Here is a 24121-nt window from a genome sequence, read left to right as displayed (position 1 = left end):
GCCATGCGGGCATGGCCCAATCTGCACGGGAGTAATGACGACTGCGCTTACTCGGCGCTGCCTTCTTCGCCTTCCCCTTCTTCCTCGTCTTCAACACGATCCTTGATCGCGGTGATGTTGAGGATGGCGTGGTCGTGCTCTTCGCCGTGGGCAAGATCCACGGAAGAAACGCCGGCCGGCAGGGTCAGGTCGGACAGGTGCAGGGTGGTACCCAGCTCGACGCTCGAAATGTCGACTTCCAGGTAGTCCGGCAGGTCTTTCGGCAAGCAGCTGATCGCCACTTCGTTGTTCAGCACGTGCAGCTCGCCGCCCTGGTCCTTGATGCCGACACACTTCGCTTCGCCCACGACGTGCAGCGGCACGTTCATGGTGATTTCGTGGGTGGCGTCAACGCGCATGAAGTCGGCATGAGTCAGCAGCGGCTTGTAGGGGTGACGCTGCAGATCACGAACGACGACCTGCTCCTGCTTGCCTTCGACGTCCAGCGTGATGACCGAGGAGAAGAAGGACTCGTCTTCGATCGCCTTGTAGAACGCGGTCTTTTCGACGGCGATGGAGACAGGCGCTGTTTCGCCACCGTAGATCACGGCGGGAACTTGCTGGTTCGCACGACGCAGGCGGCGGCTCGCACCTTTCCCCAGGTCGTTACGAACGTCGGCTTTCAAAGTAAAATCGGACATGTTGGTGCCTCTTGGTTTAAGTAAGAAAACCCCGCCGACCGCGACCAGTCGACGACGCTTTCAGGGCCCCGAGGGGGCTATAACGTCAGGCGGTGTCCACGCTCGCGTGAACGGTTAGTGGAACATCGCGCTGACGGATTCTTCGTTGCTGACCCGGCGGATCGCTTCCGCAATCAGGCCGGCAACGCTCAACTGGCGAATTTTACCGCTGCGACGCGCATGGTCGGCGAGCGGAATAGTGTCGGCCACGACCACTTCATCCAGTACGGAGCTTGTGATGTTGTCGATGGCGGGGCCAGACAAGATCGGGTGTGTAGCATAGGCCACCACGCGCGCGGCGCCGTGGTCCTTGAGTGCTTCGCCGGCCTTGCAGAGCGTGCCGGCGGTGTCGATCATGTCGTCGACCACCACGCACGTGCGGCCTTCGATCTCGCCGATGATGTGCATCACCTGGGCCTGGTTGGCCTGGGGGCGACGCTTGTCGATGATGGCGAGATCGGCGTTGAGCTGCTTGGCGATGGCGCGCGCGCGCACCACGCCGCCGACATCCGGCGAGACCACGACCAGATCGTCGTAGTTCTGGCGCTCGATGTCGTCGAGCAGGATCGGCGAGCCGTAGACGTTGTCCACCGGCACGTCGAAAAAGCCCTGAATCTGGTCGGCGTGCAAATCCATGGTCATCACGCGGTCGACGCCGGCCTTGACCATCATGTCGGCCACGACCTTGGCGGAGATGGGCACGCGGGCGGAGCGCACGCGACGATCCTGGCGCGCGTAGCCGAAGTAGGGCAGCACCGCGGTGATGCGGGTCGCCGAGGCGCGACGCAGGGCGTCAACCATCAGGATCAGCTCCATCAGGTTGTCGTTGGTCGGGGCACAGGTGGACTGGAGAATGAAGACATCCTTGCCACGCACGTTCTCATTGATCTCGACTGCGATCTCGCCGTCGCTGAACTGGCCCACCGTGGCGTTGCCCATCCGGCTGTCCAGGCTCTCAGCCACTTTACGAGCGAGTTCGGGATTGGCGTTCCCGGTGAAAACCATCAATTTTGACACGTGCAGCCACCTTTGCAGCGTTGGGGATCAGGGGAGAAAACGTTGGATCATGGGCAGGTTGGCTGGGGTACCAGGATTCGAACCTGGGAATGCCGATACCAAAAACCGGTGCCTTACCACTTGGCGATACCCCAGCAATAACCCAATGTGATGACCGGGCGCTTTCAGCGTCCCAGCGCATCGTGTAGAGGAGAGGTGTTGAGCCCGCGCGTCACCCAAGCCTGATAGCGTTGGCCCGCCTGTTCAGCGACGGCGTTTGCATCGCGTTGGGTTTCAAACGCGGCAAACAGACACGCGCCGGTGCCGGTTACGCGGCCGGGTGCGAACTGCTCGAGCCACTCGAGCGCACAAGCGATCGGCGGATAGCGTTTTTTGACCGTTGCTTCACAGTCGTTACGCCACGTGGCCGCTCCCCCCTGCAGTGCGCGCGCCATAGTAATGGGGCGGCTTGCGCGTGTCAATTCCGGGTCCTGGAAGATGGCTGGGGTCGACACGCTCACCCCCGGGTGGATCACCACGAACCAGGGCGTGTCGAGGGTGACCGGGGTAAGCACCTCACCCACGCCCTCGGCCCAGGCGCTATGGCCATGAACGAACACCGGCACATCGGCGCCCAGCGAGAGCCCGATGCCCGCCAGTGCCGTCAGCGAGAGCTCGAGCTTCCATAGCCGGTTGAGCCCGACCAGTACCGTGGCGGCATTGGAGCTGCCGCCGCCCAAGCCTCCGCCCATGGGCAGGCGCTTATCGATGCCAAGGCTTACGCCCTGGTTCGCGTCACGGCGGTAGGGCAGCAGGGTGCGCGCGGCGCGCACCATCAGGTTGTCATCGAAGCTCACGCCATCGACGTCGTTTTCGAGCGCGATCACTCCATCGTCTCGCGGCGAGAGCGTGATCCTGTCCTGCAGGTCGATGAACTGAAAAAGCGTCTGCAGCGTATGGTAGCCATCCTCACGGCGGCCGGTTACGTGCAGCATGCGGTTGAGCTTCGCCGGTGCCGGAAGCTTCATGGTAGACGTCGTGCCTGTCACCGCTTACTCCTGGTCGTCGCGCGGGCGCCACTGGTTCACCACCAGAGTGATGCGCACCTCGTCATAGTTCATGACCAGACGCCGCGGCAGCCACATCTCTTCGACCTCTTCCCAGTCGCGGTAGTCGATCTCCCAGCCGTCCTGCTCCAGATGACGCGGAAAGCCGAGCTCGTCGGTTTCGAGCTGATAGTCGGAGTCATCGCCTGGAAGGCCCCGTACCCAGTCGGGCATGGCGCGTACCGGCAGCGACCAGCCAAGCTGCTCCTCCATCAGCGCCTCCGGCGTTTCGGCTTCGAAACGGCCTTCACCGGTGGTCAGCGAGAAGCGGCCCTCGCGGCCTTCCAGCACGCTGCGCCCGCCGCCGAAGGGGCCGCTGATCAGCATGCGAAAGTAAAACGGCGTCTGGTTCCAGTCCAGGTTGGCGCTGGTGTTCTCGTCCGGAGTTCTAAGCCCGGCCTTGCCGATCAGCGTCCAGCTATCGAACGCTTCGACCTCGGCCTGCTGGCGCTCCCACTGGCCCTCTTGTCGGCCGCTGTCGTCCATCGGGGCCTGGGTGGCGCACCCGGCCAGCGCCAATAGTGCGGCGCCGGTCAGAAAGGCTTTTGCCGGGCGGGCCCAGGCGCTGAAAGGCGAGGCGTTCGAGTAAGCGGTCAACATGGTGAAGCTCCGTATCGGTGATGCATTCTGATTCATTCAGAATAAAAAGGGTTAAAGAGGGTGTCTCAAGGCGTGCCAAGCGCCGGGCGGCGGCGCAAGAGCTCGTCGAGCGCCGGGGTATCGCCACGCCCGGTTTGGAAGCGGCGAACGATGGCGCGTGCCTTATCAACGCGGCCCAGCGCATCGAGGACCTCGGCCAGGTGCGCGGCGACCTCCTGGTCCGGCATCTGGGCAAACGCGGTTTCGAGCCAGGAGAGCGCCTCGTCGGGCTCGCCCTGTTTGAACAGCACCCAGCCCATGCTATCCAGCACCGCCGGGTTGTCCGGCTCGAGCTCATAAGCGCGCTCGATGAGCGCTCGGGCCTCCTCAAGCCGTTCGCCGGAATCCGTGTCTGCCAGCGTGTAACCCAGCGCGTTGAGCGCGTTGGCGTTGTCCGGCTCGCTGCGAATGATGTAGCGCAGATCGCGCTCCATGGCCGCAAGGTCACCGCGCTCGAAGGCGCGCATGGCCCGCAGGTAGCGAAGGCCGGTATCGGCGGGGGTGCGGGCGAGCTCGCGGTCGAGCAGGGCGTCGGCCTCGCTTGCGAGATTTTGGCCGTCGAGCAGCTGTACTTCCAGCAGCACCAGATCGCTGAAGTAGGCGTCATAGCGCATCCGCTCGATGCGTAAAAAGGCGCGCGCATCCAACAGCCGATCCTCCTCGATCAGCATCTGCGCGGCGGCGGCCCGGGCGGGCAGGAACTCGCTGCCCTCGCGCACCTGACGGTAGTAGATCAGGGCGTTATCGATGTCGCCTTCGGATTGAGCGATCGCGCCCAGAAGAAAGTAGGCCAGATCCGGAATGTTCTCTTCGCCGATCATCGGCTGCAGCAATCGGTAGGCGGGGTCCGGGTGGCCCTCTTCCAGATAGAGCTGGGCCAGCGCCACGCGCAAATCCGGCCCGCCGCCGTGGCGCTCGAGCAGCGCGTCGGTCTGCTCCTGCGCCTGGGTGAGGTTATTGAGGCGAATGTTGGCCTGGGCGAGCATGAGTACGAAGCGCACGTCGTCGGGGGCAAGCTCGAGCCCGCGGCGCGCGGCGCGGCGCGCGCCCTGATGATCGCCGGTTTCCAGCGCCAGTCGGGCGCGGGCGAGCCACAGCGACTCAAGATCCGGGGCCTGGCTTGCGACCTCGTCCAGACGCGCCTGGGCCTGGGCGGTGTTGCCAAGCGCGGCTTCGATCAAAGCGGTTCCCAACAGCACATCAACCTGGCCCTCCTGCTCGTCACCCAGCGGCGCGATCCCAGCGCTTTCGTCGAGAAAATCGCGCAGCGGGCGGATCAACAGTCCAAGCGGGGCGTTTTCCGCGACCGCCAGTTCGGCGAACGCGGCGATCTCGCCGTTGCCGCCGGCGGAAACGATCGCCAGGCGCTGCTCGAGGCTGTCGAGCCAATCGCCGCGCGAGAGCGAAAGCGTGGCCAGAAACTGATTGGGCCCCTGGGCGGTGGGTGCAAGCTCGCGCCAGCGCAGCGCCGAGGTTTCCATGAGCGCGGTGTCGTTGCCAAAACGGGCGGCGAAGGTGGCGCGCTCGGCAAGGGCTGCCACCGGGTAGCGGCGTGAAGCGGCCAGATACCCCTGGCTTGCGCGGCTAAAATCGCCGCGCTGGCCGGCCATTTCCGCGGTCAACAGCGTGCGCAGCCCCTCGGCGTCGAGCCCGCGCGTGATCGGCGGCGCCGAGGCCATGGGGTCATCGATGAAAGCGGGTAGCCCGCCCACCGAGCTCGAAGGCGTCGCCTGACAGCCGCTTAACAACAGCGTGACCGCCAAAGGCCAGCGGGGTAACCCCGTTAATGTCGCGCGAAAGGGCATGCGTATCTCAATCAGGTGGCCGAATTGTCAGCATAGCGGCTTGCGGGGCTGCGGCAAAGTGGTGGCGCCAGAACCGGGTGGTTTGTGGTAGAATGCTACACCTTGAAAACGATTCGTGTCAGCGCAATTTCGACCACCGCAGCCGTCTCATTGGCGGTTTCGCCACTGTCGAGCGTTTGACGCTCAAAGGACTCGCCCGCTCAAGAGTCGAGCCGCCGTTTATCCACGACCGATCCACTAGCGAAGACGCATAACGCATGACGCTTCTTGCCCTGGGAATCAATCACCGCACCGCAAGCGTTGCCGTGCGTGAGCAGGTAGCCTTTACCCCTACGCAGCTCGAAAGCGCGTTGGGCGAGCTTCGCTGTCTGCCGAACATTCACGAGGCGGCGGTGCTCTCGACCTGCAATCGCACCGAACTCTACTGCGTTACTGACGCCGCCGGCGAGCGCGCGGTGCTCGACTGGCTGGGCCGCTTTCACGGCCTGAACGTCGAGGATCTGACTCGCTGCGCCTATCACTATCTCGACGCCGCCGCCGCCCGCCATCTGATGCGCGTGGCCGTAGGGCTCGATTCGATGGTGCTCGGCGAGCCCCAGATTCTCGGCCAGCTAAAGGATGCGTATCAGCAGGCGCGCGAGGCCCGGGGCCTTGGCGGCGAGCTCGAGCGTCTTTTCCAGCACACGTTCGCCGTGGCCAAACAGGTGCGCACTGAAACCGGCATCGGCAAGAACCCGGTGTCGGTCGCCTACGCCGCCGTCAGCATGGCGAGCCGCATTTTCGACGACTTCGGCCGGGCAAGTGCGCTTCTGATCGGCGCCGGCGAAACCATTGAGCTTGTGGCACGCCATCTGAGCGAGGCTGGCGTGCGCAAACTCACCGTGGCCAACCGCACCCGCGAGCGCGCCATGAACGTGGCCTCGAGTTTGGGCGGCGAGGCGATCACGCTGCCGGAGATTCCGGCGGCGCTCGAACACGCCGACATCGTCATCTCCTCGACCGCTTCGCCGCTGCCGATTCTGGGCAAGGGCATGGTCGAACGAGCGCTAAAAAAGCGCCGCCACCGGCCGGTGTTCATGGTCGATATTGCCGTGCCCCGGGATATCGAGCCGGAGGTGGGTGAGCTTGCCGACGTCTTTTTATATACCGTCGATGACCTCGAGGAGGTGATCGAAGAGAATCGCCGCCACCGCCAGGTGGCCGCCGACCAGGCCGAATCGCTGATCGAACACGGCGTGGGAAGCTGGGAGCAGGAGCGCCGAGTGCGCGGCGGCGGCGAGCTGATCCGCGACTACCGCCGCCACGGCGAAGCGCTTCGCGACGAAAGCCGCGACCAGGCGCTCGAACGCCTGGCCCGCGGCGAAGACCCGGCAAAAGTGGTCGAGCGCCTTGCCCATCAGCTCGCCAACCGCTTCATGCACCAGCCGACGTTGGCCCTTCGCAAAGCGGCCTCCGAAGAAGATCACGCAGTGCTGAGCGCGGCGCCGCGCGTTTTGCTTTCCCCAAAACCCGCGTTTGAGAAGCCCGCGCCCTCGGCTAAACGCCAGAAGGATGATACGCCCGCATGAAAGAGACGTTGCGCCAACGTTTGGACAGTTTTGCCGACCGCTTCGAAGAGCTTGCGATGCTGCTCTCCGAGCCCGAAGTCATCAACGACCAGCAGCGCTTTCGCGACTACTCCCGCGAGTACGCAGAGCTCGAGGAGCTGGTCGCGGCCTGGCAGCGCTACCGCGAGGTCGAAGAGAACATCGCCACCGCCGAGGCCTTGAGCGGCGACAGCGACCCGGAAATGCGTGAGCTGGCGGAGATGGAGCTGATGGAGGGCCGCGAGCAGCGCGAGGCTCTCGAGGTCGAACTCAAGCGCCTGCTGGTGCCCAGGGACCCGGATGATAACCGTGGCGTGTATCTGGAAGTGCGCGCCGGCACCGGCGGCGACGAGGCGGCGATTTTTGCCGGCGATCTGTTTCGCATGTATTCACGCTACGCAGAAAAGCGCGGTTGGCGGGTGGAGATCGTCAGCGCCAGCCACGGGGAGCAGGGCGGCTATAAAGAGGTGATCTCCCGGGTGAAGGGCGACGGCGTCTATGCCCGGCTCAAGTTCGAGTCCGGCGCGCACCGTGTGCAGCGTGTGCCCGCCACCGAATCCCAGGGGCGAATCCACACCTCCGCTTGCACCGTGGCGGTGATGCCCGAGGTGGATGACGTTGGCGACATCGACATCAATCCGTCGGATCTGCGCGTGGATACCTACCGCTCCAGCGGCGCCGGCGGCCAGCACGTCAACACCACGGATTCGGCGATTCGCATCACCCACCTGCCCACCGGCGTGGTCGTGGAGTGTCAGGAGGAGCGCAGCCAGCATAAAAACCGCGCCAAGGCGATGTCGCTGCTCGCCGCCAAGCTCAAGCGAAACGCCGTGGATTCCCAACGCCAGGAACAGGCAGACGCGCGCCGCTCCCTGGTCGGCTCCGGCGATCGCAGCGAGCGTATCCGCACCTACAACTTCCCTCAGGGGCGTATCACCGATCACCGCATCAACCTGACGCTCTATAAACTGCTGGATGTGGTCAGCGGTGAGCAGCTCGATGACGTGGTCGAGCCGCTGATTCACGAGTATCAGGCCGAGCAGCTTTCCGCCCTTCAGGACGCCTGATGACTTTCGATGCGCTGTTGAACGCGGCGGCCAAACGCCTTGCGGACGCGGGCTCGCCCTCGCCCCGGCGCGACGCCGAGCTTTTGATGATGCACGCCGCCGGCTGCGAGCTGACCTGGCTCTACACCTGGGGCGACCGCGACTGCGAGCCTTGGGCGCGGGCGCGCTTCGAGGCGCTCATCGCTGCCCGTGCTCAGGGCGAGCCGGTGGCGTACCTGACCGGCGAGCGCGAGTTCTGGGGGCTGCCCCTTTTGACCTCGCGCCATACGCTGATCCCGCGGGCGGACACCGAAACCCTGGTCGAGGCGGCGCTTGCGCGCGCCGGCGCCGCCAGCGGCCAGTTTCTGGATCTGGGCACGGGCACCGGCGCCATTGCGCTCGCCTTTGCCAGCGAGCGCCCAAACTGGCAGGTGAGCGGACTCGACCTGCGTATTGATGCCGTGGCCCTTGCCGAACAAAATGCCGCGCGGCTGGCGCTCGAAAACGCCAACTTCATCCAGAGTGACTGGTTCGAGGCTCTCGCGCAGGAAGACGTCGCGCCGCGCTTTGATATCATCGTCAGCAACCCGCCCTATATCGACGAAGCCGACCCGCACCTGAGCCAGGGCGACGTGCGCTTCGAGCCGCGCTCGGCACTGGTGGCGGCGGGCGAAGGCCTTGCCGATCTGCTTCATTTGGTGTGCTGCGCCCGTGAATATCTCGAGCAGGGCGGATGGCTGCTGCTGGAGCACGGCTATCGTCAGGCCGATGCAGTGCGTCAGGCGCTTTCAAGCGCGGGCTACCTGGACGTCGAGAGCCTCGTCGATCTGGGCGGGCACGCGCGGGTCACGCTGGGGCGGATGCCGGCGTCGATCGAGGGCGCGAAGAATTACCAAGGCGAACACTCATGAAGATGAAACGCGCATGAAAACCAAAAACAAGGCGCTGGATCGCATCGATTTACGGATTCTGCGCGTGCTGCAGGACAACGCGCGTATCTCCTACGTGGATCTCGCCGCCGAGGTCGGGCTTTCGACCACGCCGTGTTTGGAGCGCGTCAAGCGTCTGGAGCGCGCCGGCGTCATTCGCGGCTACAAGGCGATGCTCGACCCGCAGGCGCTCAAGGCGAACCTGTTGGTGTTCGTCGAGATCAGTCTGGAGACCCAGTCGCCGGCGGTGTTCGACGAGTTTCGCCGCGCGGTGGAAACGCTGCCCCAGATCCAGGAGTGTCATCTGGTGTCCGGGCAGTTCGACTACATTTTGAAGTGCCGGATTCCGGAAATGTCCGCCTACCGGCAGCTTCTGGGCGACGTCGTACTGACGCTGCCTGGCGTCAAGGAGTCCAAAAGCTACGTGGTGATGGAGGAGGTCAAGGAGAGCTTCAGCCTGCACGTGCCGGAGGTCAGCGAGTTCGAGGAGAAGGGACCATGATGGATGACCAGGCGCTTTTGCGCTACAGCCGCCACATCATGCTCGACGAGGTCGATATCGACGGCCAGCAGCGCCTGCTCGATGCCCGCGCGCTGATCGTCGGCGCTGGCGGGCTTGGCTCGCCGGTGGCGCTCTATCTGGCCGCTGCGGGCGTGGGTCACCTTACGATTGCCGACGCTGACACCGTCGAACTCTCCAACCTGCAGCGCCAGATCGCCCACCAAAACGCCGACATCGGTCGTAACAAAGCGGTTTCGGCAAGCGACAGCATGGCCGCGCTCAATCCGCAGTGCGAGATTACCGCCATCGAGCACCACCTGAGCGAGGCCGAGCTCGCCACGCTCGCCGCCACCTTTGATGTCGTGCTCGACTGCACCGACCGCTTCTCCAGCCGCTACGCGATCAACGTCGCCTGCCAGGCGGCGGGCGTGGCGCTGGTATCCGGCGCGGCGATCCGCTTCTCCGGCCAGCTCGCCGTGTTCGACCCGCGCGACGTTAAAAGCCCTTGCTACGCCTGCCTCTACCCGCCGGGTGAAGGCGGCGATGAAGCACCGAGCTGCGCCGACAGCGGCGTCATCGCGCCGCTGGTCGGCGTCATCGGCGCGTTCCAGGCGCTGGAGGCAGTCAAGCTTTTAAGCGGCGCGGGCCAGGTACACCGTGGGCTCTCCACCTTCGACGGGCTGCGCGGCACTTGGCGCCACTTTCAGGTCCCCCGCGATCCGGCCTGCCCGGTGTGCGGGCCGCGATAATTCGGCATCGCAGCGTACAACGATAAAAGGGTGAATCATGGCGAAATCTACCGGCTCGAAAAGTCTTGGTCAGGCCAGGCGTGCTCAGCGTGCAAGGAAGAAAAAGCAGGTGGCGCCAGCGTTTCAAGTGCCGGTGTTGAAAACGGCTTCAAGGCAGAGCGGCGTTGCGACAGTGGCGCTGAGCGACGCCCTCGAGCGCGCGCGCCTGGCGCTCGACGAGGCGTTGGAAGGCCCGCTGGATGCGCCGCTTCATCTGTTCGTGTCCGTCACCGATGCCACCCACCGCGCCATTGTAGTCAACGCCTACGGCGTGGCGGATAGCGAGCATTGGCAAGCGCTGAGTGAGACGCTCGCCGGAAAATTGAGCGAACAGGCGGCGGTACGCTGGCTGCGCCTTGACTGGACGCGCGAGCTTGCCGAGTACACCTGGGAGAGCCTGGCCGCCGAGCTCAAAAAGCACAAGCGTAATTACTTTCGCCGCGGCATCGCGCTGGACGGCGGGTGCCAGCGCGCCTTTCTCGAGCAGGAGCTTAACGCCAACGCCATGCTCTATCAGGGCGTCAAGGTGCCCCACGCCGAGCTCAATCAGAAAAACTTCCTGCGCTACGCCCGCGAGCGCTTTGGCACCAAAACGGAGATCGATTTCGGCCCCCACCAGCGCGTGTTCACCTTTACCACCGATGCGCTTCTGGTGACCGCCGACCAGCCTGTGCGGCGTTTACACGGCTACTCCGGTGGCGAGGAAGGACGCGACACTGGCCGGCGCGTCATCGAAACACTCACGCCCGAGATCACACGTACGCTGATCGAGCGCGCAAGCGAATTTCTCGCCGATCAGGTCGAGCCGAGCGGGCGCTTTATCTATGGCCTGCACCCCTGTTTTGATCGGCAGGTGAACGGCTACAACACCCTGCGCCACGCCAGCAGTATCTACAGCATGCTCGAAGCCTGGGAGGTGACCCAAAGCGCGTCGCTTAAGCGCGCGATCGACGCCGCGCTTTCGCACCTCACCACGCGGCTTTTGAAACGCTTTACGCATCGCGGCGAGCAGGTGACGTACCTGCTGGAGGACAACGGCGAGATCAAGCTTGGCGGCAGTGGCGTCACGCTGTTGGCGCTTTCGAAATACACCGAGCTGAGTGGTGACGAGCAGTACCTGCCGCTAATGGAAGAGGTGGCGCTCGGTATCCGCCAGTGTCAGCTCGAAAGCGGTGGCTTCAATCATGTGTTGAACGCATCCGACCTCAGCGTCAAGGAGGCGTTTCGTATCATCTACTACGATGGCGAAGCGGCGTTCGGGCTGATGCGCCTGTACGGCTTGACCCGAGATGCCCGCTGGCTCGAGGTCGTCGAGCGCGCTTTTGAGTACTTCATCGCCCAGGAGCACTGGAAAGCGCACGATCACTGGCTGAGCTACTGCGTCAATGAGTTAACACTTTACCGGCCTGATGAGCGCTACTACCGCTTCGGGCTTCAAAACGTCGCCGGGTACCTGGGCTTTGTGGAGGGGCGGATTACCACCTTCCCCACGCTTTTGGAGCTGATGATGGCAGCGCACAAGATGATTGCGCGCCTGCAGGCCACACCCGAGCATCGCCATCTTATAGCGCTGATCGACGTCGAGCGCTTCTACCGGGCGCTGGAGACGCGCGCCCACTACCTGCTCAACGGCCACTTCTGGCCTGAGCTTGCGATGTTCTTCCAGCGCCCGGAACGCGTCGAAGGCAGCTTCTTCATCCGCCACCACAGCTTTCGCGTGCGCATCGACGATGTCGAGCACTATCTTTCCGGGTTCGTAGCATATTTGCTGCACTATTTGAAGCAGAGTGCCCACGACCAGAGTCAGGTTTGAGCAAGCTCAGGGATCAGGGAAGCGCTCGGTCTTGAGATTTAAGCGTAAAAAAGCCCGCTTTGAGCGGGCTTTTTTACGTCGAACAAGGGAAGGGGCGAAATACCCCTTCGCGCTTCGCAATTCTGAATCGATCAGTTCCGAATCAGATAGTCAAAGGCACCCAGTGAGGCCTTCGCGCCTTCGCCCATGGCGATGACGATCTGCTTGTAGGGCACAGTGGTGGCGTCGCCGGCGGCGAACACGCCGGGCACGGAAGTCATGCCGTGGGCGTCGACGATGATCTCGCCGTGGGGCGACATTTCGATTGGTGAGCCTTTTAGCCACTCGGTGTTCGGCACCAGCCCGATCTGGACGAAGATGCCCTCGAGCGCGACGTGTTTGGTCTCGTCGGTGTTGCGGTCCTTGTAGATCAGGCCGTTGACGCGGCTGCCGTCGCCGGTCACCTCGGTGGACTGGGCGTTGAGGATGATGTCGACGTTGGGCAGGCTCTTGAGCTTTTTCTGCAGCACCGCGTCGGCGCGCATTTCGCCCATGAACTCGACCAGCGTGACGTGACCGACGATACCGGCCAGATCGATCGCCGCTTCGACGCCGGAGTTACCGCCGCCGATCACGGCGACGTGCTTGCCCTTGAACAGCGGGCCGTCGCAGTGGGGGCAGTAGGCTACGCCCTTGTTACGGTACTCGCGCTCGCCGGGCACGTTCATTTCGCGCCAGCGTGCGCCGGTGGCCAGCACCAGCGTCTTGCTCTTGAGCGTGGCGCCGGACTCGAACGTCACTTCGTGCAGCCCGCCCTCGACCTCGGCGGCCTTGAAGTGGCTTGCACGCTGCAGATTCATCACGTCGACGTCGTAGTCGTTGACGTGCTGCTCGAGTGCCGCGACCAGCTTGGGGCCTTCGGTGTAGGAGACCGAGATGAAATTCTCGATACCGAGGGTGTCGACCACCTGGCCGCCGAAGCGCTCGGCGGCGATGCCGGTATTGATGCCCTTGCGCGCCGAGTAGATCGCCGCCGAGGCGCCGGCGGGGCCGCCGCCGATGACCAGCGAATCGAAGGCGGCTTTCTCGCTGAGTTTCTTCGCGTCGCGCTCGGCCGCACCGGTGTCCACCTTGGCAAGAATCTGCTCGATGGTCATGCGGCCCTGATCGAAGGGCTTGCCGTTGAGATAGACGCTCGGCACCGACATGATTTCACGCGCTTCGACCTCGTCCTGAAACAGCGCGCCGTCGATGGCCACGTGGTGGACGTTCGGGTTGAAGATCGCCATCAGGTTCAGCGCCTGAACGACGTCAGGGCAGTTCTGGCACGAAAGCGAATAGTAGGTCTCGAAGCGCATCTCGCCGTCGAGCGCCTTGATCTGATCAAGCGTTTCCTGTGCGGTCTTGGGCGGATGGCCGCCCACCTGCAGCAGTGCCAGCACCAGCGAGGTGAACTCGTGGCCCATGGGGATACCGGCGAAAACCACGCCGGTCTCTTCGCCGGGGCGGTTGATGGCAAACGACGGCGTGCGTGCGTCCTGGCCGTCGGTATGCAGGGTGATCTTGTCGGTCAGACTCTTGATGTCTTCCAACAGGCCGAGCAGCTCTTTTGACTTGGCACCGTCATCGAGGGACGCAACGATCTCGAACGGTTGAGTCACCTTTTCCAGATAAGCTTTCAACTGACTTTTTAAATTGGCGTCCAACATGACAGTGGGGTCCTCGCAATCGGCGTTGATTGGGCTCGACCGATGGCAGGCCTGAAAGGCCTTCACGGGAGCAATACAAGCGGTTAAAAAATCGAGCGATGTTTCGGATAGATGTTTCGAATACAAGGAGCGTTTTAAGCCCTGGAGGCACTATTTTCGAGGGCTTAAAACGATGCACCCGGGCAGGGCCCGGGTGCAGGCCGATTCATCACGAAACGGTAAACGCGTTCAGGCGAATCGGCGGGTTGGCGTTAGATTTTGCCAACGAGATCCAGCGACGGAGCCAGCGTCTCTTCGCCTTCTTTCCACTTGGCCGGGCACACTTCGTTCGGGTTTTCGCGAACGTACTGGGCGGCCTTCACTTTACGCAGCAGTTCCTCGGCGTTACGGCCGATGTTGCCGGCGTTGATCTCGACGATCTGAACCTTACCGTCCGGGTCGACGACGAAGGTGCCGCGCTCGGCCAAGCCGTCTTCTTCGATCAGCACTTCGAAGTTGCGCGAAATTTTCAGCGTCGGATCGGCGATCATCGGGTACTGAAGTTTGCCGATGGTCTCGGAGCTGTCGTGCCACGCTTTATGGGTGAAGTGGGTGTCGGTCGACACGCTGTAGATTTCCACACCCAGCTTTTTGAACTCTTCGTAGTTATCGGCCAGGTCACCAAGCTCGGTCGGGCAAACGAACGTGAAATCGGCCGGGTAGAAGAAGAAAATGGACCACTGGCCTTTCAAATCGGCCTCTGTAACGTCGATGAACTCACCATTGAGGTAAGCAGTCGCTTTAAACGGTTTAACTTCGGTGTTGATCAAGGACATTAAGATCGTCTCCAAGTGATTGGGTAGTGGCTTCTGAATACGGGTATCATACTAACGGCGAACGGCTGATAGCTAAAATTGAGAATGGACATATCATCCATAGTCTCATGCTATCGCAAGCGCCTTTATCGATAGCGTGCTCGTTCAAGGTACTTCGAGCGCCTCTCAAAGCCGCCCGGCTACGCCGTCACCAGACGTAGGTGGGGTCGAGGCGTTAGTAATGCAACAATTTTTTGGCCAGCCCTTGCGGTGGGGGAGCCAGCCGCGCAGAATTCCCGGCGCAAAAAATTGCCAGGCGACGAGCAGGTGCTAATTTGAGTGTTGGCACAGCTATCGGCCATCAGGCGATACCTCCGCCGCCCGGGCAAGGCGCGCGGATAGCCGCCCTGGTCTTTCATGATTTCTACAAGGAGCCACCTGATGGGGAACATCCACAAGCTTTCCGCGGCCGTTGCGGCCTTTTCCTGCGTTGCAGCGGCGAGCGCTCACGCTGCTGAGGTGCGCATCTATAACTGGTCCGACTACATTGCGCCGGAAACCCTCGAGAAGTTCACCGAGCGCACCGGCATCGACGTCACCTACGACGTTTACGACAGCAACGAAACCCTCGATGCTGCGCTGCTGGCTGGCCGCTCCGGCTACGATGTGGTCGTTCCTTCCTCGCACTTCTTCTCGCGCCAGCGCCAGGCCGGCGTATACCAGCCGCTGGACAAGAGTGCGCTGCCGAATCTGGAGAACCTCAATCCGGAGCTGATGGAGAATCTGGAAGCCATCGACTCGCAAAGCGAGTACATGATTCCCTACATGTGGGGCACCAACGGCATCGGCTATAACGTCGAGCGCGTCACCGAGATTCTGGGCGACGATGCGCCGCTCGACAGCTGGGCGCTGCTGTTCGACCCGGAAATCACCGGCGCGCTCAGTGAGGCCGGCTGCGGCATTTCCATGCTCGATACCGGCGAAGAGATGCTGCCCGCGGCGATGGCGTATCTGGGCCTCAATCCGATCAGCGACAGCACCGACGATCTCGACGCCGCCGGCGAAGTGATCGCAAGCGTCCGGGACGACATCACCTATTTCCACTCGTCGCGCTACATTTCCGATCTCGCCAATGGCGATATTTGCGTGGCGGCGGGCTACTCCGGCGATATTTTCCAGGCCGCCGAGCGCGCCGAGGAAGCCGGACGCGATTTCGAGATCGGCTACACCATTCCGAAAGAGGGCGCTGCACTCTGGTTCGACGTCATGGCCGTGCCGGCCGACGCGCCGAATCCGGAAAACGCCCACGCCTTCATCAACTTCATTCTCGACCCGGAAATTGCCGCCGAGATCACCGACTATGTCAGCTACGCCAACCCCAATGCCGCCGCTGATGCCTACGTCGATGAGGAGATCCTGAACGACCCGGCGATCTACCCGGAAACCGAGGTGATGCAGAACCTGTATGTCGCCCGCGACATGCCGCAAAATTTCCAGCGTCAGCGCACGCGTATCTGGAACCGGGTCAAATCCGGCCGCTAAGGCGCGCCGTTCAAACGGCGGGCAGGTGAGCTGCCCGCGCTTTATCGTCAGGGCCTGCTCTCAGGCCCTTTTTAGGAGTGGGCATGGACACGACGACCCCGTCGAAGGACACCACGCCGGAGTCAAGCGCTACGCGTACCGCCGGTAAGACCCCGCGCTTTGCCGAGGACGTCGTGCTGCAGGTCAAGCGTCTGAGCAAGCGCTTCGATGATGCGTTGGCGGTGGATACCGTCAATCTCGAGGTCAAGCGCGGCGAGATCTTTGCGCTGTTGGGCGGCTCCGGCTCTGGCAAGTCGACGCTTTTACGCATGCTGGCGGGGTTCGAGACGCCGTCCGAGGGCAGCATTCTGCTCGGCGGTGAGGACATCACGCGAACGCCACCGCACAAGCGCTCGATCAACATGATGTTTCAATCCTACGCGCTCTTTCCCCACATGAACGTGGCGCAGAACATCGCCTTTGGGCTCAAGCAGGACAAGCTCTCGAAGGCAGATATCGACGAGCGGGTCACGCAAATGCTCAAGCTCGTGCACATGGAGCGTTTTGCCAAGCGCAAACCGCACCAGCTCTCCGGCGGCCAGCGTCAGCGGGTGGCGCTGGCGCGCTCGCTGGCCAAGCGGCCAAGGCTTCTGCTGCTCGACGAACCGATGGGGGCACTGGATAAAAAGCTTCGCACCGAAATGCAGCTCGAGGTGGTCGAGATCATCGAACAGGTCGGCGTGACCTGCATCATGGTCACCCATGATCAGGAAGAGGCGATGACCATGGCGGACCGCGTGGCGATCATGGCCGACGGCTGGATCGAACAGGTGGGCTCGCCGGTGGATATCTACGAAAGCCCGGCGAGTCGCATGGTGGCGGAGTTCGTCGGCACGGTGAATCTATTCGAGGGCGAGATCGTGGCGGATGCTGCCGATCACTGCACCATCGAGACGCCAATGTTGTCGCGACCGATTTACATCGACCACGGTATCACCACCCAGGCCGTTGACCGGCGCGTGTGGGCGGCGCTGCGTCCGGAAAAAATCTGGCTGTCGCGTGAAAAGCCTGAAGGGGCTTACAACTGGGAGGCGGGTAAGGTCGACGATATCGCCTACCTGGGCGGCTACTCGCTTTATTACGTGCGTACCGCATCAAATCAGATCATCAAAGCGAGCATGGCCAACGTCGAGCGTCGCGGGGATCGGCCCACCTGGGAAGACAGCGTGTACGTCTACTGGGAAGATCACAGCGCCATCGTGCTTAACCGCTAATGCGTGGTTTTAGGAGCGCCCCTGATGAAGTCGTTTGACATCGCGACGCGTTTGAAGCGCCTGCAGCTAGGCCGCCGCGCGGTCATCGCGCTGCCGCTTTTATGGCTGACGCTGTTCTTTTTATTGCCCTTTGTACTGGTGCTGAAAATCAGCCTGGCGGAGTCGATGGTGGCCATCCCGCCGTTTGGCCCGCTGATCGAGTACAGCGACCAGGTGCTGCACGTGTTTCTCAACCTGGGCAATTACCTGTTCCTGCTCTCCGATTCGCTCTACGCCGCGGCGTACTGGGGGTCGATCAAGACGGCGTTCATCTCGACCGTTGCGTGTCTGCTGTTGGGCTACCCGATGGCCTACGCCATGGCGCGGGCGCCGCTTCGTTGGCAGCTGGTGCTGGTACTGTTGGTGATGCTGCCCTCCTGGACGTCGTTTCTCATCCGCGTTTATGCCTGGATGGGCATTTTGAGCAACAGCGGACTGATCAATAACCTGTTGCTTGGCCTTGGCGTGATCGAGTCGCCGCTTCGAATGATGAACACCCGCTTTGCCGTGGTGGTCGGTATCGTTTACGCCTACCTGCCCTTCATGGTGCTACCGCTTTACGCACACCTCACGCGCCTCGATAACGCGCTGCTGGAGGCGGCGGCGGACCTGGGCTCGCGCAGGCTCAATACCTTCATCAAGGTGACGCTGCCGCTCTCCATGGGCGGGATCATCGCGGGGTCGATGCTGGTGTTCATTCCGGCGGTGGGGGAGTTCGTGATCCCCGAGCTTCTCGGCGGGCCGGATACGTTGATGATCGGTAAGGTGTTGTGGGAGGAGTTTTTCCTTAACCGCGACTGGCCGGTTGCCTCGGCGCTGGCGATGGTGATGCTGCTACTGCTGCTCGTGCCCATCGTCTGGTTTCACCGCTATCAGTCCCGGGAGCTCGAAAAATGAGTGTCAAGCCGCGCGTTCCTTCGTTCACGACGGTCATGTTGGTCATCGGGCTTCTGTTTCTCTATTTGCCGATGGCCGTGCTGGTGGTCTATTCGTTCAACTCCTCCAGACTGGTCACGGTGTGGGCCGGGTTCTCCACCCAGTGGTACGGGGCGCTGTTCGAGGATCGCCAGATCCTCGAAGCGGTATGGACGAGCCTCAAGATCGCCTTTTTCGCCGCCAGCATGGCGGTGTGTCTGGGCACCGTTGCGGCCTTCGTGATGACTCGGTTCGGGCGCTTTCGCGGCAAGACCGCGCTTTCGAGCATGGTGACCGCGCCGCTGGTGATGCCGGAGGTGATCACGGGGCTTTCGCTGTTGCTGCTGTTCGTTCAGATGGCCCAACTGACCGGCTGGCCGGCGGATCGCGGCATGGCGACGATCTGGATCGCCCATACCACGTTTTGTAGCGCCTACGTGGCGGTGGTGGTGGCCGCGCGGCTTCGCGAAATGGACCGCTCGATCGAGGAGGCGGCGATGGATCTGGGTTCACCGCCGCTAAAGACCTTTTTTTGCATTACGCTGCCGGTGATCTCACCGGCGCTGGTCGCCGGGTGGCTTCTGGCCTTTACGCTGTCGCTGGATGATCTGGTGATCGCAAGTTTCGTGTCCGGGCCCGGGGCGAATACGCTGCCGATGGTGGTGTTTTCCTCGGTGCGCCTTGGCGTGTCGCCGAAGATCAACGCGCTGGCGACGCTGATCATCTTGATCGTGGCGATCGCTACGCTGCTCGCCTGGTACGTCATGCGGCGAAGCGAGAAGCGCCGGCTCATGCTGATTCGGGAAGCCCAAAGCGCCGAGTAAAGGCAAGCAGCGACGTCAAGGCACTTCATCGTCAAGGCACTTCATCGTCAAAGTACGTCGTCGTCGCGCCCGGTGGTGATCGCGTCGATCTCACCGGTCATCGGCGACATGACCACCTGCACCTGAATCGGTGCGCAGCAGCGGTGGCAATCCTCCCAGGTGGTGTGGCTGCCCTGGGACGTGTCGATTATGAAGGTCAGCGCCGTGGCGCAGTAGGGGCAGTCGAAATCGTGTTCGATGAGGGCTTCGTCGTCCATGAGGATCTCTCGCAAAGGGTGAGGGCGTGCACAACACGGGTGGATTCAGTGTAGCAGAGCCCGGGTGGGCGCCGGTCGCCAGAATCAGGTAGGATGGGTCGGCGGTTTTTCGATCAACAGGTGAGACAACGATGATGAAACGTTACATGGTAGTGGCGGCCGCGCTGGCCCTCCCGATGACGGCTCTGGCAGAGACGCCGAACGTAACGCCGGGCGAGTGGGAGTTCGTCAGCGTGACCAGCGTAAGCGGCGATATGGATATTCCGGATCAAACCGAAACCGAGCGTCAGTGCATCACTCAGGAAGAGCTCGACAGCGCCGAATTCGGCCTGATCGAGGAAGAGCAGGGCTGCGAGCTCTTGAGCCAGGAGATGAACGCTGACGGTCTCTCCTACAACATGGCCTGCAGCGCCGACGGTGGCCAGGCGACCATCGACGGCGAAATGAGCTTTATGGGCGAGCAGATAGATGGCACCGTCACGATTGTGACCGAGTCCCCGATGGGCGCACTCACGATGGACACCACCATCGAAGGCGAGCGCGTCGGCGACTGTGGTTAAGCGTTGACGAGTGATTGAAAAAGGCGCCTTTCGGCGCCTTTTTCGTTGGCCTCAAACACGCCGGTCGGCGGCGGCGATCTCCGCCTCCAAACGGCGCTTGACCGCGTTGGGCGAGCCGGTGTGGCGGGCGAGCAGATCATACGCCACCGGCACGACCAAAAGCGTAAACAGCGTGGCCGCCCCGACGCCGGCCATGATCACCGTGCCGATCACCAGGCGCGACTCCGCCCCCGGCCCCGTCGAGAGAATCAGCGGCACGGCACCTGCCATGGTGGTGATCGCGGTCATCAGAATGGGGCGAAGGCGGGTGACCGAGGCCTCCACGAGCGCCTCGCGAAACGCGGCGCCTTCGTCGCGCAGCTGGTTGGCGAACTCGACGATCAGAATACCGTTTTTCGCCGCCAGCCCTATCAGCAGCACCAGCCCCACCTGGCTGTAGATATTCAGTGACTGACCGGTGAGCAGCAGGGCGAGCAGCGCGCCGCTCATGGCCAGCGGGACGGTCAGCATGATCACCAGCGGGTGGATAAGGCTCTCGAACTGCGCCGCCAGCACCAGAAACACCACCACCGCGCCAAGCACCAGCAAAAAGGTCGTGGCGCCACTGGCCGCCTGATAGTCCCGCGAGGGCCCGGCCAGGCTGGTTTGGGCCGCCTCGGGCAGCAGCTCATCGTCCGCTTGCTGCAGGTAGGTGATCGCCTCGCCGAGGGTGTAACCATCGGCCAGGTTCGCCTCGATAGTGATCGAGCGCACGCGGTCGAAGCGGTTGAGCGTGCTGGCGCCGGCGAAGTCGGAGAGCGTCACCAGACTCGAGAGCGGAATCAGCTCGTTGCTCCGGCGCGAACGCACCTGGACGTTGTCCAGCGCGCGGGGGCTGTTTTGCCGCGCCCGGTCGCCTTCGACGATGACGTCGTACTCCTCACCGTCATCGACGTAGCGGGTGACGTTGCGCCCGCCGAGCAGCACCTCGAGGGTGCGGCCGATCTCGCTGACCGTCACGCCGAGGCTTGCGGCGCGGGCGTAGTCGATTTCCACGCGAAGCTGCGGCTGAGTTTCGTCATAGTCGCTTTCAAGCGCGGTCAGGCGCGGATTGTCGCGGCGCACGTGCTCCAGCAGCGTATCGCGCCAGCCGGCGATCTCTTCATAAGAGCCGCCGCCGAGCACGAACTGCAGCGGCTTTTGAGTGCGCTGGCCAAACCCCTGGCGCATCACCGGGAAGGCGCGCACACCGGGGAGCGTGGCGAGCGTCTCGCGCACCTCGTTCATGATCGCCCAGGCGCTTCGCCGCGTGCCCCACGGCGCCATGTCGATGATCAGAAAGCCGCTGTTGAAGTTTTCGATGTTGCCAAAGCCGCGCGGCGCGCGCACTACCACGCGCTCGAACTCGCCGCTTTCCAGAAAGGGGTCGAGTCGCGCTTCGATCTCGTCCATGTAGTCCATCATGTACTCGAAGGTGGCGCCTTCCGGGCCGTTGACCAGCACGATGAAGTTGCCGCGATCCTCCTGGGGGGTGTATTCGCTCGGAAGAATCGAGGCAAGCCAGGCGGTGGCGGCGATCAACAGTAAAAACAGCGCCACCACCAGCCAGCGCAGTTTGAGCGTCAGCAGCAGCACGCGCCGGTAAAGGCGCTGGGTGGCGCTCAAAAGCCGCTGCACGCCGCGGCCGATGGTGCTTTCGTGCATGCCGGGCTTGAGAATTTTCGAGGCCATCATCGGCGTGAGCGTCAGAGCCAAAAGCGTCGAGAACACCACCGCCGCGGCCATGGTCAGGGCGAACTCGGAGAACAGCCGGCCGATATCGCCCTGAAGCATGCTCAAGGGCACGAACACCGCGACCAGCACCAAAGTCGTGGCAATCACCGCAAAGCCGATCTGACGGGTACCGCGGTAGGCGGCGACCAGCGGGGTCTCGCCGTACTCGAACATGCGCCGGTTGATGTTCTCGAGCACCACGATGGCATCATCGACGATCAGGCCGATGGCGAGCACCAGCGCCAGGAGCGTGAGCAGGTTGATCGAAAAGCCCATGACCGCCAGCGCCGTAAAGGCGCCGATGACCGCGATGGGTACGGTGACGGCGGGCACGAGCGTGGTGCGAAGGTTGCCCAAAAAAAGAAAGATGACCACGACCACCAGCGCCATGGCGATGAACAGCGTCGAAACGACCTGGTCGATGGCGCCGGCGACGAACAGCGAGGCGTCGTAGTTGAGTTCGAGCGTCATGCCGTCCGGCAGGGTTTGCTGCAGCCGTTCAAGCTCTCCCTGCACCGCCTCGGACAGCGCCAGCACGTTGGCAGTGGACTGCATGATCACCCCAAGGCCCACCATCGGCACGCCGTTGGCGCGAAACACCGAGCGATCCTCCACCGAGCCCACCTCGACGCGGGCGACATCCGAAAGGCGCACCAGATAGCCGCTCTCGCCCTGGTCCAGCGCCAGGCGCTGGAAGTCTTCGGCGGTGGCAAAGGCGCGCGGCAGGCGCACGATGAACTGGCGGTCGGCGGATTCGAGCGAGCCGGCGGGCAGCTCGACGTTTTCGGCGCGCAGGGCATCCTCGATGTCGCCCACGGTCAGGCCTCGGGCCGCCAGCGCGTTGCGATCGAGCCAGACGCGCATGGCGTAGTCGCGCCCGCCGCCCACGCGAATGCGGGCAACGCCGGGCTGTACCGACAGGCTATCGACCAGTTGGCGGTTGGCGTAGTCGGTGAGCTCGGTGATCGAGTACTCGGCGCCGGATAGACTCAGCCACACCACGATCTCTTCGCTGCTGTCCGCCTTGGTCACTTCCGGCGCGTCGGCATCGTCGGGAAGATTTCTCAGCGCCCCGGAGATACGGTCGCGAATATCGTTGGCCGCGGCGTCGATGTTCATGGTGATCGCGAATTCGATCTCGATACGCGAGCGGCCATCCTCGCTTTGTGAGGTAATCAGCTCGATCCCTTCGACCCCGGCGATGCGATCCTCGAGTACCTGGGTAATGCGCGTTTCGACCACGCTGGCCGAGGCGCCGGGGTAGCGGGTATCGATACTGACGATCGGTGGATCGACGGTGGGGTACTCCTGCAGCGGCAGCCGGTCCAGCGCCAGCACGCCAAACGCAATGATCAGCGCGGCGATGACCAACGCCAGGACCGGGCGCTGAACCGAGATGTCCGAAAGCTTCATCCGCGGTCCGCCTCCAGAAGCTCGCGCACGCCGGTGTCGTCATCGACGACGCCGAGCAGGCGCACTTCCAGCTCATCGCGGGCAAGCTGTAGCCCGTGGATCACGACCAGATCGTCAGCGTCGAGGCCTTCCAGCACTTCCACCTCACCCACGCGGCGCTCGCCGATCGTGATCTGACGCCGCTCCAGGTGGTAAGTGTCGCCGTCTGCGTGGATCAGCATGACGTAGTGGCGGTCGCCGCTGGGCTCCAGCGCCGCTTCGGGAACGATGATGGCCTCGCGCGGGCGCTGGCGTACGGTGACTTCCATCAGCATCCCGGGGCGAAGGCGCAGCCCGGGGTTGTCGAGCAGGGCGCGTACGTCGACGCTGCGGGTGACTGGATCGATGCGCGTGCCGATACTGGCGATGTCACCGCCAAACACTTCGTCCGGGTAGGCGGCGGTCGTGGCGCTGAGCGCGAGCCCCGGCGAGAGACGGCCGAGAAACACTTCCGGTACGCTGAAGTCGAGCTTCATGACGTCGAGCTTGTCGAGCGTGGCCAGCGCCATGCCCGGCGTGACCAGCGCGCCGACGCTCAACTCTTTAAGCCCAACCCGGCCGCTGAAAGGAGCATGCAGCCGGTAGTCCTTGAGCTGCGCCTCGATGGCCTGCACCTGGGCCTGGGCCTGATCCTGCCGGGCCTGGCTATCCTCGACGTCGGCGCGAGCGGCGAGGTTTCGGTTTTGCAGCTGCGTGGCGCGATTCAAGGCGTTGCCACGCTCGGCGCCAAGCGCCTGGGCGGCGCGCAACAGCGCCTGCTCCTCGGCGTCGTCGAGGCGAATCAAAAGCCGTCCGCGCTCGACCTGTTCGCCGTCGTCGAAATTGATCTCGGCGATGCGCTCGGTCACCGTGGCGGCGAGCGTCACGCTTTCATCGGCGCTGAGCGTGCCCAGCGCCTCGAGCGGGTCCGACCAGTTGCCCGCCTCGGCGTAGCGGCCGATGACGGTCGGCAGCGGCTGGGCGAAGGCCGGTGGGGCAAGGGCAAGCATGAGGATCACGCTAAAGAACAGATCGATAAGGCGGTTGTGGGCAGGCATACGGGTCTCGGTCAAGGGCCGTGTTAGCTCGGGGCGCAGTGCATGCGCAGGGTCGTTCAGCGCGGCGTTTAATGCAACG

21 protein-coding genes and 1 tRNA gene are annotated in these 24121 nt (G+C 63.2%); 11 read left to right on the top strand and 11 right to left on the bottom strand.

Going from position 1 to position 24121, the window contains the following annotated elements; translation table 11 throughout:
* Positions 1 to 47 precede the first annotated feature (47 nt).
* The 6 genes from RN346_RS11400 to RN346_RS11375 all read right to left on the bottom strand — a co-directional run bounded on the left by RN346_RS11400 (position 48) and on the right by RN346_RS11375 (position 5265).
* A complete protein-coding gene (locus RN346_RS11400; protein WP_263586691.1) occupies positions 48 to 680 on the bottom strand; it encodes a 50S ribosomal protein L25/general stress protein Ctc in 633 nt (210 codons plus the stop codon).
* Between the two features lie 114 nt (positions 681 to 794).
* Complete coding sequence (locus RN346_RS11395) at positions 795 to 1736, bottom strand: ribose-phosphate pyrophosphokinase (protein WP_252109137.1); 942 nt, start codon at positions 1734 to 1736, stop codon at positions 795 to 797.
* Positions 1737 to 1795: 59 nt separating this feature from the next.
* A tRNA-Gln gene (locus RN346_RS11390) sits at positions 1796 to 1870 on the bottom strand.
* A 30-nt stretch (positions 1871 to 1900) separates the two neighbouring features.
* A complete protein-coding gene (gene ispE, locus RN346_RS11385) occupies positions 1901 to 2743 on the bottom strand; it encodes a 4-(cytidine 5'-diphospho)-2-C-methyl-D-erythritol kinase (protein WP_311962712.1) in 843 nt (280 codons plus the stop codon).
* A 24-nt stretch (positions 2744 to 2767) separates the two neighbouring features.
* Positions 2768 to 3421, bottom strand: a complete 654-nt coding sequence (lolB, locus tag RN346_RS11380; protein WP_311958290.1) for a lipoprotein insertase outer membrane protein LolB — start codon at positions 3419 to 3421, stop codon at positions 2768 to 2770.
* Between the two features lie 65 nt (positions 3422 to 3486).
* Positions 3487 to 5265: a tetratricopeptide repeat protein gene (locus RN346_RS11375; protein ID WP_311961180.1), complete on the bottom strand. Its 1779-nt coding sequence runs from the start codon at positions 5263 to 5265 to the stop codon at positions 3487 to 3489.
* A gap of 257 nt (positions 5266 to 5522) precedes the next feature.
* Between RN346_RS11375 and hemA the strand changes: the two genes are divergently transcribed.
* From hemA to RN346_RS11345, 6 genes are read left to right on the top strand one after another with little or no spacing between them, the layout of a single operon-like run.
* Positions 5523 to 6833 (top strand): glutamyl-tRNA reductase, encoded by a 1311-nt coding sequence (hemA, locus tag RN346_RS11370; RefSeq protein ID WP_263586694.1) that lies wholly within the window; start codon positions 5523 to 5525, stop codon positions 6831 to 6833.
* A complete protein-coding gene (gene prfA, locus RN346_RS11365) occupies positions 6830 to 7918 on the top strand; it encodes a peptide chain release factor 1 (protein ID WP_311958287.1) in 1089 nt (362 codons plus the stop codon). The genes hemA and prfA overlap by 4 nt, the downstream gene beginning before the upstream one ends.
* Positions 7918 to 8808, top strand: a complete 891-nt coding sequence (gene prmC, locus RN346_RS11360; RefSeq protein ID WP_311961179.1) for a peptide chain release factor N(5)-glutamine methyltransferase — start codon at positions 7918 to 7920, stop codon at positions 8806 to 8808. The genes prfA and prmC overlap by 1 nt, the downstream gene beginning before the upstream one ends.
* Before the next feature lie 13 nt (positions 8809 to 8821).
* Positions 8822 to 9328: an Lrp/AsnC ligand binding domain-containing protein gene (locus tag RN346_RS11355; RefSeq protein ID WP_263586697.1), complete on the top strand. Its 507-nt coding sequence runs from the start codon at positions 8822 to 8824 to the stop codon at positions 9326 to 9328.
* Positions 9325 to 10077, top strand: a complete 753-nt coding sequence (locus RN346_RS11350) for a molybdopterin-synthase adenylyltransferase MoeB (RefSeq protein ID WP_311961178.1) — start codon at positions 9325 to 9327, stop codon at positions 10075 to 10077. Before RN346_RS11355 ends, RN346_RS11350 begins: the two co-directional genes overlap by 4 nt.
* 37 nt (positions 10078 to 10114) lie before the next feature.
* Positions 10115 to 11929: a hypothetical protein gene (locus RN346_RS11345; RefSeq protein ID WP_311961177.1), complete on the top strand. Its 1815-nt coding sequence runs from the start codon at positions 10115 to 10117 to the stop codon at positions 11927 to 11929.
* Between the two features lie 131 nt (positions 11930 to 12060).
* Here the strand turns inward: RN346_RS11345 and ahpF are convergent, their stop codons facing one another.
* Entirely contained in the window at positions 12061 to 13617 is a 1557-nt protein-coding gene (gene ahpF, locus RN346_RS11340; protein ID WP_311961176.1) for an alkyl hydroperoxide reductase subunit F, read from the bottom strand.
* A 251-nt stretch (positions 13618 to 13868) separates the two neighbouring features.
* Positions 13869 to 14432 (bottom strand): alkyl hydroperoxide reductase subunit C, encoded by a 564-nt coding sequence (gene ahpC / locus RN346_RS11335; protein WP_263586701.1) that lies wholly within the window; start codon positions 14430 to 14432, stop codon positions 13869 to 13871.
* A gap of 420 nt (positions 14433 to 14852) precedes the next feature.
* Between ahpC and RN346_RS11330 the strand changes: the two genes are divergently transcribed.
* From RN346_RS11330 to RN346_RS11315, 4 genes are all read left to right on the top strand, one after another.
* Entirely contained in the window at positions 14853 to 15953 is a 1101-nt protein-coding gene (locus tag RN346_RS11330) for a polyamine ABC transporter substrate-binding protein (protein ID WP_311958283.1), read from the top strand.
* Between the two features lie 83 nt (positions 15954 to 16036).
* Entirely contained in the window at positions 16037 to 17206 is a 1170-nt protein-coding gene (locus RN346_RS11325) for an ABC transporter ATP-binding protein (protein WP_263586703.1), read from the top strand.
* Positions 17207 to 17230: 24 nt separating this feature from the next.
* The gene (locus RN346_RS11320) at positions 17231 to 18142 is read left to right on the top strand and encodes an ABC transporter permease subunit (protein WP_263586704.1); all 912 of its coding nucleotides are present in this window, start codon (positions 17231 to 17233) and stop codon (positions 18140 to 18142) included.
* A complete protein-coding gene (locus RN346_RS11315; protein WP_263586705.1) occupies positions 18139 to 18984 on the top strand; it encodes an ABC transporter permease subunit in 846 nt (281 codons plus the stop codon). Before RN346_RS11320 ends, RN346_RS11315 begins: the two co-directional genes overlap by 4 nt.
* 47 nt (positions 18985 to 19031) lie before the next feature.
* On the opposite strand, the gene RN346_RS11310 is transcribed toward RN346_RS11315, so the two are convergent.
* Complete coding sequence (locus RN346_RS11310) at positions 19032 to 19241, bottom strand: CPXCG motif-containing cysteine-rich protein (RefSeq protein ID WP_263586706.1); 210 nt, start codon at positions 19239 to 19241, stop codon at positions 19032 to 19034.
* A 131-nt stretch (positions 19242 to 19372) separates the two neighbouring features.
* Between RN346_RS11310 and RN346_RS11305 the strand changes: the two genes are divergently transcribed.
* Entirely contained in the window at positions 19373 to 19801 is a 429-nt protein-coding gene (locus tag RN346_RS11305; RefSeq protein ID WP_263586707.1) for a DUF3617 domain-containing protein, read from the top strand.
* Between the two features lie 51 nt (positions 19802 to 19852).
* Here the strand turns inward: RN346_RS11305 and RN346_RS11300 are convergent, their stop codons facing one another.
* Both RN346_RS11300 and RN346_RS11295 read right to left on the bottom strand, forming a co-directional pair.
* On the bottom strand, positions 19853 to 22966 hold the full coding sequence (locus RN346_RS11300) for an efflux RND transporter permease subunit (RefSeq protein ID WP_311961175.1): 3114 nt from the start codon (positions 22964 to 22966) through the stop codon (positions 19853 to 19855).
* The gene (locus RN346_RS11295) at positions 22963 to 24042 is read right to left on the bottom strand and encodes an efflux RND transporter periplasmic adaptor subunit (protein WP_311961174.1); all 1080 of its coding nucleotides are present in this window, start codon (positions 24040 to 24042) and stop codon (positions 22963 to 22965) included. Before RN346_RS11295 ends, RN346_RS11300 begins: the two co-directional genes overlap by 4 nt.
* Between the last annotated feature and the right edge of the window lie 79 nt (positions 24043 to 24121).

The sequence above is a fragment of the Halomonas sp. PAMB 3232 genome (assembly GCF_031954225.1).
In the GTDB taxonomy this organism is placed as follows: Bacteria; Pseudomonadota; Gammaproteobacteria; order Pseudomonadales; family Halomonadaceae; genus Vreelandella.
This window is presented reverse-complemented; position numbering and strand designations above follow the sequence as displayed.